General features: G+C 25.4%; 11 protein-coding genes. 9 read left to right on the plus strand and 2 right to left on the minus strand.

The genetic code is table 11. From position 1 onward, the window contains the following. Positions 1-288: 288 nt before the first annotated feature. The 9 genes from ABHC41_RS13575 (at position 289) to ABHC41_RS13615 (ending at position 8789) form a co-directional block, all read left to right on the plus strand. Positions 289-1509: an ABC transporter substrate-binding protein gene (locus tag ABHC41_RS13575; RefSeq protein WP_195237841.1), complete on the plus strand. Its 1221-nt coding sequence runs from the start codon at positions 289-291 to the stop codon at positions 1507-1509. Continuing rightward, positions 1499-2359 carry an ABC transporter permease subunit gene (locus tag ABHC41_RS13580; protein ID WP_166505498.1) on the plus strand — a complete coding sequence of 287 codons (861 nt, stop codon included), beginning with the start codon at positions 1499-1501 and terminating at the stop codon, positions 2357-2359. Before ABHC41_RS13575 ends, ABHC41_RS13580 begins: the two co-directional genes overlap by 11 nt. 8 nt (positions 2360-2367) lie before the next feature. After that, the gene (locus tag ABHC41_RS13585) at positions 2368-3162 is read left to right on the plus strand and encodes an ABC transporter permease subunit (protein WP_166505497.1); all 795 of its coding nucleotides are present in this window, start codon (positions 2368-2370) and stop codon (positions 3160-3162) included. A gap of 20 nt (positions 3163-3182) precedes the next feature. Further along, positions 3183-4214 carry an ABC transporter ATP-binding protein gene (locus ABHC41_RS13590; protein ID WP_166505496.1) on the plus strand — a complete coding sequence of 344 codons (1032 nt, stop codon included), beginning with the start codon at positions 3183-3185 and terminating at the stop codon, positions 4212-4214. A gap of 111 nt (positions 4215-4325) precedes the next feature. Next, the gene (locus ABHC41_RS13595) at positions 4326-4625 is read left to right on the plus strand and encodes a (2Fe-2S)-binding protein (protein ID WP_092925629.1); all 300 of its coding nucleotides are present in this window, start codon (positions 4326-4328) and stop codon (positions 4623-4625) included. A gap of 442 nt (positions 4626-5067) precedes the next feature. Then, positions 5068-6633, plus strand: coding sequence for a ribosomal protection-like ABC-F family protein (gene abc-f / locus ABHC41_RS13600; RefSeq protein ID WP_166505495.1), 1566 nt, complete (start codon positions 5068-5070; stop codon positions 6631-6633). Positions 6634-6949: 316 nt separating this feature from the next. Beyond that, a complete protein-coding gene (locus tag ABHC41_RS13605; RefSeq protein ID WP_195237838.1) occupies positions 6950-7738 on the plus strand; it encodes a threonine/serine exporter family protein in 789 nt (262 codons plus the stop codon). After that, positions 7738-8226: a threonine/serine exporter family protein gene (locus ABHC41_RS13610; protein WP_195237836.1), complete on the plus strand. Its 489-nt coding sequence runs from the start codon at positions 7738-7740 to the stop codon at positions 8224-8226. Before ABHC41_RS13605 ends, ABHC41_RS13610 begins: the two co-directional genes overlap by 1 nt. Before the next feature lie 77 nt (positions 8227-8303). After that, positions 8304-8789, plus strand: coding sequence for a zinc-ribbon domain-containing protein (locus ABHC41_RS13615; protein ID WP_195237834.1), 486 nt, complete (start codon positions 8304-8306; stop codon positions 8787-8789). Between the two features lie 106 nt (positions 8790-8895). On the opposite strand, the gene ABHC41_RS13620 is transcribed toward ABHC41_RS13615, so the two are convergent. Continuing rightward, positions 8896-10317 carry an MDR family MFS transporter gene (locus ABHC41_RS13620; RefSeq protein WP_195237826.1) on the minus strand — a complete coding sequence of 474 codons (1422 nt, stop codon included), beginning with the start codon at positions 10315-10317 and terminating at the stop codon, positions 8896-8898. Next, complete coding sequence (locus ABHC41_RS13625) at positions 10307-11197, minus strand: TetR/AcrR family transcriptional regulator (protein ID WP_166505491.1); 891 nt, start codon at positions 11195-11197, stop codon at positions 10307-10309. The genes ABHC41_RS13620 and ABHC41_RS13625 overlap by 11 nt, the downstream gene beginning before the upstream one ends. Positions 11198-12012: the final 815 nt, after the last annotated feature.

Raw genomic sequence — 12012 nt, forward strand, 5'->3', positions numbered from 1 at the left:
TCAACAAAAAGGTATTGATGAACTCATCAATACTTTTTTATTTACCAAGGGAATTTATTTGATTGTAAATTGTTGTTAATCTATGAATTAAAGTTATAGTAACATATTTGGAAAAAGTAAAGGTATTCGCCTACACAGTAGCTCAAAAAAGAATTTTTGATTAGCGGACGAAGTCGTTTGAGTAACATGAGCGAATCAAATTTTTTAAATACATATAAAAAATAAAAAATAGATATATAACATAAGATAATATTGATAAAAAATAAAATAATACAAAAGGAGATAAATATGAAATTTAAAAGAAAGATAATAGGTGCTTTAAGTATAATTATGACCATAAGTTTAATTGGATGCTCAAAACCATCTAAAAAACCAGAAGAAGTAAATGTTTCAGATAAAAAATATGAACAATTATTAGAAGAAGCTAAAGGGACTACTGTTAATTTCTATGGTTATGGTGGTAACGAAGTAATGAATAAATGGTTTGATACTTACATAATACCTCAAATGAAAGAAAAGTATGATATAACTTTAAAAAGAGTAGGTATGAATATAGATGAAATATTAAACAGTTTATTATCAGATAAACAAGCAAACAATTTAAAAGGAAATATGGATGTAGTTTGGATAAATGGAGAGAACTTTAAAACTGCAAAAGATAGTAATTTGTTATTAGGAAAATTTACTGAAAAACTTCCAAACTTTAATAAATATGTAGACACAGCTTCAAAAGATATAACTACAGACTTTGGGACAACAGTAGAGAATATGGAAGCACCTTGGGGTAAAGCACAATTTACAATAGTAGAAAATGCTTCTAAAGTAGATAAAGAAATTAAAAATACTAATGATTTAAAAGAAGTAATAATGAAAAATCCAGGTAAATTTACATATCCAGCACCTCCTGACTTTACGGGTAGTGCTTTTGTAAGAAACGTAATATACGATATAGTAGGATATGAAAATGTAAAAGATTTACCAGCAGATGAAACAAAGGTAAAAAAAGTAATTCAACCTGCTATTAACTATTTAAAAGAGATAAAACCATATTTATGGAATAAAGGTAAAACTTATCCTTCAACAACTTCACAATTAGATAATATGTATTCAGATGAAGAAGTTTATTTTACAATGACATATTCACCAAATGTAATACCATCTAAAATAGAAAGTAAAGAATTTAGTCCTGATACTAAGATAATAGAATTTGAAAAAGGAAATATAAGCAATACTCATTTCTTAACAGTACCATTTAATACTCAAAATCAAGCTGGTGCTATGGTTTTAATAGATTACTTAATGAGTATAGATGCACAAGGTTCTAAAACATTTAGCAAAAACTGGGGAGATTCAACAATATTAGATATGAACAAAATACCTAAAAGTGAAAAAGGTAAATTTAGTGATGAAATGATAGTAATAGAAAATGCTGTTCCAGAATTAAGAGCAGATCTTGTTCCAATAATAGAAAAAATATGGACAAAAGAGGTTTTAGAAAGTGAACAATAAAATAAAACCATATATACTCATAGCACCAACAGCTATACTTTTGTTATTTATAATGGGGTGTGGAATAATAAATTGTATATTACAAAGTTTAGGATACTTTCCACAAATAGGTTTTAATGAAATAAATTTTAGTTATTATAAAGAGATTTTAAGAGAGACTTCTTTTTTGAAGTCTCTTCTATTTAGTTTAAATACATCATTAATATCAAGCTTAATATCTGTAATACTTGGTGTTTTCTTAGCCTATTTACTAGCTCAAGATAAGTATTCAAACTTTAGAAATACCATACTAAACTTGCCAATGATAATTCCACATATAGTAGTAGTATTTTTTATGGTAACAATATTTTCTCAATCTGGAATAATATCAAGACTTTTATATAATTTAGGTATAATATCTGATTCATCACAATTTATAAATTTAATATCTGATAAAAATGGTATAGGAATAATACTTGTATATTTATACAAAGGAATACCTTTTGTAGCTATAACTACTTATAATATACTAAAAAATATAAATGAGAAGCTAGAGGTAGTAGCACTAAATTTGGGTGCTAGTAAATTACAAAGTTTTAGATACATAACTTTGCCACTTGCTATGCCATCTATAATATCTTCATTTATAATATTATTTACCTTTGCTTTTGGGTCATATGAAGTACCATTTTTAATAGGACCAACTACACCTAAAGCATTATCAGTATTAGCTTACAATAATTATATAAGCACGGATTTTAACCAAAAGGCATTATCTATGGTTATAAATATTATATTATCAGGCATAAGTTTTGTTTTATTAATAATATATAACAAAGTTTTTTCGAAGATGTATAAGTATAAATTATAGGTGAAATTATGAAAAGTAAAAAATTAATTTTATATATATTATTAATAGTACTTATAATACCAATTTCAATACTATTAATATGGACAATAACTAGTAGGTGGACTTATCCAAAGCTAATACCTACAGACTATTCTTTAAGAGGATTTGAATATATATTAAATACTTATAATATAAAAATATTAATTAACAGTATATTAATATCAATAATAGTGATATTAATAACAATTATAATAAGCATACCAGCAGCTAAGGCTATATCAATATATGAATTTAGAGGAAAAAAATTATTTGAAATTTTAGTGCTATCACCAATAATTGTACCTATGATATCTATAGCTATGGGGGTTCACATTACTTTTTTAAGAAATGGTCTAGCAAATAATATAATAGGAGTAATAATAATAAATATACTTCCTTGTATTCCTTATGCAGTAAAAATGATAGCGGATATATATAATTTAGTAGGAGACAAATTAGAAATACAAGCAAAGCTTTTAGGAGCAAATTCAATAAACACATTTAGATACATAACATTACCTTTAATATTTCCAGGAGTAATAGGTGCATCTAGTATGTGTTTTATAATTTCATTTAGTCAATACTTCTTAACTATGCTAATAGGAGGAGGTAATATAATTACATATCCTATGGTTATGTTTCCATATATACAAAGCGGAGATAGAACAGTAGCAGCACTATACAGTCTAGTATTTTTAATTGTAAGTATAGTAGTACTAATACTTGTAGAAGGAAAAATAAAAAAGTATTATTTAAATAATAAAAACAATTACTTTTTAGGATAAACCAATTTAAGGAGAATACAATGTCAAGTGTTAAAATAGTTAACTTAAATAAAAGTTTTAATAATATAAATGTGTTAAAAAGTATAAATTTATCAATAAATGAAGGCGAAATAATTTCTTTACTAGGACCATCAGGATGTGGTAAAAGCACTACATTAAATATAATAGCAGGAATACTTGATTTTGATAAAGGAGATATATTATTTGATGGAAATAGTATAAAAAATATACCCACAGGAAAACGAGACGTAGCCATAGTATTTCAAGATTATTTTTTATTTCCTCATATGAATGTATTTGAAAATATCGAGTTTGGACTTAAAATGAAAAAAATTAAAAAATGCGAACGTAATAAAAAAGTACAAGAATTAATAGACTTAGTAAAACTTAATGGATACGAAAAAAAGTACCCATCACAAATTTCGGGAGGTCAAAAACAAAGAGTAGCCATAGCAAGAAGTTTAGCGATAAATCCAAAGGTGCTGCTTTTAGATGAACCTTTTTCAAATTTAGATATAAACTTAAGACAAGAAATGAGAGAGTTTGTATTAAATTTACAAAAAAAATTAAAAATAACTACAATACTAGTAACTCATGATAAAGAAGAAGCTTTGATGATGAGTGATAAAATAGCAGTTATGGTAAATGGAGAAATAAAACAATTTGATACTCCAAAAAACTTATATGAAAAACCAAATAGTAAAGTAGTTGCGAATATATTTGGAGAAAGAAATTATATAAGTGGGAAAATATATAATGGATTATTTGAAAATGAATATGTTAAGCTAAGCTTAGATATTGATAAAAATGAAAGTTTAGATAATGTAGAACTTATGATATCTAAAGAAAATATAGAAATTAATAATGAAAATTATCCAAATGGAGTTATAGGAAAAATTAAAAAGAAAACATATTTAGGTGAAAATACAATTTATGAAATAGATATAAAAGACTTTATACTCAAGGTTAGTTCAAATAAGCATTTTTATGAAGTTAACCAAAATGTAAAAATAAACTTTAATTTAGAAAATGTAGTTTACTTTACTCAATAAAACTTGTTTATTATATATTAATATTGGATATAAATATAATGTAATTATAATATTAAATAATTATAAAGTTAATATATTAATAAATAAATTTAAAGGTTAGGAGAAATACATATGAAACTAGATATGGATAAATATTTACAAGTTAGAAAGGCTCAAGCACAGGGAGCTAGAACTATTGAAGAGCTTAAAAAGATGTCTGATATAAATATTGAAAACGAAGAAGAGCTTAAGGAAGTAGAGGCTCTTATAAAAAATGCATGTAAATGTAAGAATGTATCAATAGATACAATCGTAGAAGCAGTAAAAAATGGAGCTGACACTGTTGAAAAAGTTGGAGAAGTTACTAAAGCAGGTACTGGATGTGGAAGATGTAAAGGTATTATATCAAATATAATAGAAAATAAAAGATAACTAGTTTATAGTTATAAAAGGGGATATGTCTTAAGACATATCCCTTTTTAACTTAAATTATCTTAAAAAATTAAATTCATGAAATCTCTTGATCTAATGTAAGCACTTGAAATTAAGTTACTATAATATTATAATAATATAAAATACATATAGAGGTGATTAGATAAAATGAACAATTAATCTTATTCAAAATAACAATAATATAGTTTAATTAGGTTTTAAAACATCAAAAATAGATGTTTTATTAAGCTACCCTATAAACTACTTAAAGTTAAGAATAAGATTAAATGTTATAACTAAATTACTCAAATAAAAGCAATCATTGCTTTTATTTGCATGTCATAATATTTAAATATAATAACTTTCTTATCTTTTAAGTAGTAAAAAATACTATTTAAGTTGAGGAAGTTTTTTTATTTCCTCAACAAAGGAGAGGACAATTATGGCACAAATTAAAATAAATAATTTAAGTTTTCAATATGATAACCATGGAGATGATATATTTAAAAATGTATCCATAAATATAGATACAGACTGGAAGTTAGGATTAATAGGTAGAAATGGTCGAGGGAAAACAACTTTTTTAAAATTATTAAAAGGAGAATATAAATATAGTGGGCAAATAATAAGTCCAGTAAGCTTTGATTATTTTCCTATGAATGTAGAGAATGACAATCAAGTAGCTTTAGAAGTTATGAGAGAAGCAATAGCACCGTTCACTAAATGGGAAAAAGAACTAAAAGAATATTCAAGTGATATTAAATATATAAAAGAATATGGAGAAGTGTTAGATAAATTTATAAGCTATGATGGATATATTATTAATGAAATGATAGAAAAAGAAGTAAGAAAAATAGGATTAGGACCAGAAATACTAGATAGAAATTTTAAAACATTAAGTTCTGGTGAGCGTACAAAACTATTATTATCAGCATTATTTCTTAGAAAAAATAACTTTTTACTTATTGATGAACCTACTAACCATTTAGATTCAGAAGGTAGAGAATGTGTAGCAAAATATTTAAATAAGAAGAAGGGATTTATATTAGTTTCACATGATAGAAACTTTTTAGATGAAGTAATTAATCATGTTTTATCTATTAATAAAAGTAATATAGATATCCAAAAAGGTAATTACACTACATGGCAAGTAAATAATGATAGGCGAGATGAGTTTGAAAAATCAGAAAATGAAAAATTACTTAAAAACATTAAAAGACTTAAAATAGCAGCTAAACAAAAATCTAGTTGGTCTGATAAATTAGAGTCCACTAAAATAGGAGGTGGTCCTGTAGATAGAGGATATATTGGGCATAAAGCATCAAAGATGATGAAAAGAGCTAAATGCTTAGAAAAGCGTCAAAATAAAGCTATAGAGGAAAAATCTAAATTGCTAAAAAATATAGAACAGGTAGAAAAACTCAAAATAGGGAATATAGAGACAAACTCAGATAAGTTGTTAGAGGTAGTAGACTTACAAATAGTATATCAAAAGGAAATATTTAAAAAACCAATAAGTTTTAAAATTAAACCAGGAGATCGTATTTGGATAAGAGGTAAAAATGGGTGTGGTAAATCAAGTTTAATAAAGCTATTAATGGGAGAAGAAATTAATTATACAGGCTATGTAGAAAAAGTAAGTAAGATATCATATGTTTCTCAAGAAACAAATTTTTTAAAAGGAAAAATTGAAGAGTTTTCAGCAGAAAAAGGAATAAATATACAGCATTTAAAAAGTAGCTTGAATCAAGTAGGTGTTACAAATATTCAATTTGAAAAGAATATAGAACAGTGGAGTGAAGGTCAAAAGAAAAAATTACTTATTGCTGCAAGTTTATGTGAAAAATCTCAACTTTATATTTGGGACGAACCCCTTAATTTTATTGATGTAATTTCGCGTATACAAATAGAAAATATGATTCTTGAAGAAAAACCTACTATGCTTTTTGTAGAGCATGATAAATGTTTTGGAGAGAAAATAGCTACTAAAATTATAGATATAATATAAAAAGAATATATTTTAAATATATTTAGTGTTGTATCATTTAATGGTAAATAAAATTAAATTATCAATAATTAAAAAAGATAGTGTTGTACTTTTGGGCACTATCTTTTTTATAATAATAAACTATTAAGAGGAACAAAATGTTCCTCTTAATATAACGGGTTTAATTATTTTTAATAATGAAAAGTATTTTTTTAATATTTGAAAATATTTAAAGGTACTAATGATTTTAAAGTATAAAAATTTTGCTTTATATATCTAAATAGAAGTGATATAATTAATTTCTAATAAAAATAATATGTAAATGAGGGGGTCAACTATGGCAGAAAGTATTAATTATAAATACAAAAAGGATGTCTTGAGATTAGCCACATTTATAGGGCAATTAATGCTTAGTAATGGAGCAGAAACTTATAGAGTAGACGATACTGTAAAACGGATTTGCAAATCTAGAGGATTTTCTCATATAAATGTGTTTATGGCACCCAATACCATTATAGTTTCTGATGATAGATTTGATGGATATACATTTATGAAAGTAATAGAAAATAGGTGTATAAATTTAAATAAAATTGACTTACTAAATGAGTTTTCAAGAAAATTTGTTAACGATATAGATATGTCAATAGATGATGCAATAGCAGAATTAAAAAACTTAGAAGATAAATCACCGCATACACAAAGTGAGATAAATATATGGACTGCAATAGGTTCTTCTAGTTTTGCAGTATTAGTTGGAGGAGATAACGTAATAACATTTATGCTAACTCTTATAACATCGGTAATAGCTATGATTACTTATAATAAGGTAAAAAAAATAACACATATACCTGTTTTTGCAACACTAGTTTCATCTATAATTATAGGATTTTGTGGAATAGGTCTTGTAGAACTTGGTATATTAGATACACCAAAGATGTTAATAGTAGGATCTATAATGCCACTTTTACCAGGCGTACCTTTTATAAAAGCTATAAGGGATTTAGTATCAGGGGAGTTAATGTCAGGAGTAGGAAGAGCAATTGATGCAGGAGTTATTGCCACAGCTATTGCAGTTGGTGTTGGTATGTCAATGAATATATATGTAAAATGGGGAGGATTATTATAATGATTTGGATGCCAATGTATATACATATAATATTTTCATACTTAGCAGCAGTTGGTTTTGCAGTATTTTTAAATGCACCTAAAAAAACACTATACATATCTGGTTCTATAGGAATGATATCATGGACTATATATATAATTTTAATGAGAATCAATTTTGATATGATGAGTGCAAACTTTATAGCAGCGTCAATTGCAGCATTATTATGTGAAATATTAGCAAGAAAGATGAAAAAACCTACTATATTATTTGTAGTTCCAGGAATAATAACTTTAATTCCAGGTCTTGGATTATATAATACAATGTATTATGTTATAGAAGGAAATTTCCAAGAATCATTCACTACAGGAGCTAATGTTTTATTTGCAAGTGGTTCTATAGCCCTTGGTGTTATAGTAGTTTCTTCTTTATTTAGGACATATTATAAAAACTTAAGGAAAAATGAAAAAGTAGAGATTCATAAGGTTTCACAAATTAGCCAACAATAAAAATAGAATTAGTACTTTAAAGGTAATTAATTTGATATAATATTACTAAATATTAGTAAGACTATTGGAGGAAACAAATGTTTTTTATAATGGGTGTAAGTCAAGAAGAGAAAAAACTAGACTTTGATGAATTTACTATATGTAAATGCTGTGGAAAGTATGGACATGTAGAAGTATATATATCATATTGGTATTTTATGTTTTTCTTCATACCTCTTTTTAAATGGAACAAAACATACTTTGTCAAAATGACTTGCTGTAACAAAATAGGAAAGTTAAATAATGAAATTGGAAGAAAAATCGAAAAGAAAGAAAAAGTATCTTTAGATTTAGATAATATAGAATTTATTGATTTAGAAGATAGAAATTATTTTAATTATGATAAATCTGAAGAAATTAACAAATCTATAGAAGATTTAGAATTTGAGAAAAAGAAGATAGAACAAGGAAAAAAAGAAAAGGCTATAGAAATAGCAAAGGAATTATTAGATGTATTACCTATTGAAGTGATAGCACAAAAAACTGGACTTACTATAGAAGAAATAAAAAACTTAAAAAAATAAAGAAGATGGCATTGTGAAATATGATGCCATCTTTTTATTATTTAAGTTTTTATATTTTATTATAACTGTTAATAAATATACTAATTTAAGGGGTAAATTATATAATTTATTCTAAAGCCAGATTATCGTTACATGTTTTTTTAGATTTTTTCTTATTATCTTTTACATATATTATTGCAATTATTAATCCGATTACTACTAATATAGTAGCAATTCTAAATGCAGCATCCATTCCTTTTATATCAGCAAGAACTTGAGACGTATTTAAACTACTATTTGATACATGTGTCATTATAGATATAAGCATAGATGCGCCTATTGCCCCAGAAACTTGTCTAAGTGTAGAGCTTATAGCACTACCATCTGCCAGTTCAGATTGTTTAAGTGAATTAAGTCCCCAAGTTGTAACTGGCATTAATAAAAATGTTATTCCGAGCATTCTAAACGAATACATAATAGTTAATGTTAAAATAGACGTTGTTTCACTTAAGTTTGAAAATGCAAATGTACCTATTCCCAAACATAAAAATCCTGATAAAACTGGGATTCTTGCTCCATATTTATCAAGCATACGTCCTGATACTGGACTTAATATAGACATAAGTATTGAACCTGGAAGCATCATTAATCCTGGTATCATTGCGGACATTTTTCTTGCTGATTGTATATATAAAGATAATATCATAGTTGCAGATGTAAATGCTCCATAAGTAATCATTAGCAATATAACTGATACTACAAACTGTTTACTTTTAAATACTCTAAGGTTTAAAAGTGGTACATCAACCTTGTATTGTCTTATTGTAAATAATATAAGTGATATAATTCCAATTACTATTGGTACATATGTTATAGGATTTAATATTCCATATGATCCAACATTAGAAACTCCTGTTAATAATCCTCCAAACCCGAAAGTTGATAATATTAGTGATATGAATTCAAGTTTAGATTTTTTAATTTCTGTAATATTTTTTAATGTAAAGTGTGCAAATATCATATCTAATACTGCAATAAAAGCTAGAACATAAAATAAAACTCTCCATCCAAAGTTATCTATTACATACCCAGCTAATGTTGGTCCTATTGCTGGAGCAACACCAACAACAAAACCATACATACCCATGGCAGCTCCTCTTTCTTCCTTAGGGTATAGGTTTAGCATTGCAACTTGAACTAATTGCATTATTATTCCGGAAGCCATCGCTTGAAAGACTCTAGACACAACTAGCAATGAAAAGTTTTTTGTAAATATAGATATCGTACATCCAATAGAAAATAGCAACATAGCACTAATATATAGCTTTTTAGTTGAGAAATTACTTATTAAATATGCAGTTGAGGGTATCATAATACCTAAAACAAGCATATAAATTGATGTTAGCCATTGAGCTGTATCTGCATTTACAGAAAAATCATGCATTATACTAGGTAGTGCTGAAGTTAGTACAGTTTGATTAAGCCCTGTTAAAAATGAACCTAGCATTAGCGCTGAAACTATTAAATTCCTTAATCTTTTATTCTCCATTTATTATTTCATCTCCTAACTTAGATATCAATCTATTTAATTTAGCTGCATATTCTTTTAGAGAATCTTGCTTTTCTAAGTATGCTATCATAGCATGCATAGTCAATGAATTATAATTACCTAAATTAAATTCTTCTTCTATTTTTGTAATTGCTTCAGATAGTTTTTCGTTTTCATTTAATTTAATACATTCTTTTATAGAATATACTACATTTAAAAAAACATCTTTTAGAGAATCTTTATAATTGCTTTCACCAATTTCATCTATAGAGTAAAATATATTTTCATTTATAATACTTTTGTTGTATCTTAGATTTTTTATATTTAAATCTATTTGTCTAGTTATAAATTCAAAAATATATTCTTCACTAATATTTCTTTTATTCATTTTCATTACAAGATTAAATTCATGAATTAAGCTATCTATAACAAATAATAACTCCCATATAAAAGGAGTTATTTCTTCACCATAAATTAATATTAAAGGGGTCTTATAACAGTTTATTATATTAGATCTTAAGTTATTTCTTATCTCTATTAAAGAATTACCCTTAATTTCTGAAAATTCTCCTAGAATGTGTGCATTAAAAGAATAGTTATATTTAAGATAATCAGATACAAGTTTTATTTTTTCTTTTAATTTTTCATGTGGTGTTTTTGTATTATCTGTGTCTATCAATATAGATGCATTAGAAAATTTTTTATTAGAATAGATTAACATTTCCCAAACTAAATCTTCTTTAGTCGCAAAATACTTATAAAATGTAGATTTAGATATCTTACATTCTTTTACAATATCATCTATTGATGTATATTTTAATCCTTGTTTATTAAAACATTTTTGAGCCACTTGCATAATAACTTCTTGTTTACTACTCATAAATCACCTCTTAGAAACTAATAGTACTGATTAGTACTTATTGATACTTTATAGTACTATTATGTATATTTTTATTATTTTTGTCAAGTAACAGGGCCAATATTCTTAAGGAGTTAATCTTATATACATAGCAATCGGGAGTGGAATAGATGAAATTAATTATAAAATAAACAACTAAAAAATTAGTTATACTACTACTTAAATATACAAATAACGATATAGCATATAAGATTACCAGCCAAAGGATAAATAATGGATAATACTAGACCTACAAGTATGCCTTAATTTAAGTAAAACGTATGGTAAAGTGAATTAAAAGAAAATATTTATCTATAGCAGTGAATAAAGACAAATTTATAGATGGTATTTTAAAGGATATAGGAAAATATGAATGCAATTGTTGATACAACCCCATAGAATGCACACCACTAGTACAAAATGAAGAATCACAAGAATCAAATGGAATCTAGGTAGACATAAGTATAGTATTGAAGAAATATAAAAATATAAAAGGTATATTCCTAGTAGATATAAAATACTTAAATTTTTAACACATGATTATCACAGAAATTCGCTCGTAAATTTATATTATTATTAATATTTAATTATATAAAAATTAATAATAATAATTTATTACCATAATCTTATTATGTTAACTACTATTTAAATTAGAAATAAAAAATAAAAGTGTTTTAAATTAATATATAGGAGTATAATTACAAATAAGAATAATACATAAATAATAGTTATTAAAAGTATAAATATATATATAATTATTGAAGAAAGAAGGTCTAAAATTGACTAAAGAGGAATTA

The organism is Romboutsia sp. 1001216sp1 (assembly GCF_039841805.1).
Lineage (GTDB): Bacteria > Bacillota > Clostridia > Peptostreptococcales > Peptostreptococcaceae > Romboutsia_C > Romboutsia_C hominis.

Coding starts and splice junctions, on each gene's coding strand:
- abc-f (WP_166505495.1), top strand. CDS start 5,068: ATGGCACAAATTAAAATAAATAATTTAAGTTTTCAATATGATAACCAT.
- ABHC41_RS13620 (WP_195237826.1), bottom strand. CDS start 10,317: ATGGAGAATAAAAGATTAAGGAATTTAATAGTTTCAGCGCTAATGCTA.
- ABHC41_RS13590 (WP_166505496.1), top strand. CDS start 3,183: ATGTCAAGTGTTAAAATAGTTAACTTAAATAAAAGTTTTAATAATATA.
- ABHC41_RS13585 (WP_166505497.1), top strand. CDS start 2,368: ATGAAAAGTAAAAAATTAATTTTATATATATTATTAATAGTACTTATA.
- ABHC41_RS13610 (WP_195237836.1), top strand. CDS start 7,738: ATGATTTGGATGCCAATGTATATACATATAATATTTTCATACTTAGCA.
- ABHC41_RS13595 (WP_092925629.1), top strand. CDS start 4,326: ATGAAACTAGATATGGATAAATATTTACAAGTTAGAAAGGCTCAAGCA.
- ABHC41_RS13575 (WP_195237841.1), top strand. CDS start 289: ATGAAATTTAAAAGAAAGATAATAGGTGCTTTAAGTATAATTATGACC.
- ABHC41_RS13605 (WP_195237838.1), top strand. CDS start 6,950: ATGGCAGAAAGTATTAATTATAAATACAAAAAGGATGTCTTGAGATTA.
- ABHC41_RS13615 (WP_195237834.1), top strand. CDS start 8,304: ATGTTTTTTATAATGGGTGTAAGTCAAGAAGAGAAAAAACTAGACTTT.
- ABHC41_RS13625 (WP_166505491.1), bottom strand. CDS start 11,197: ATGAGTAGTAAACAAGAAGTTATTATGCAAGTGGCTCAAAAATGTTTT.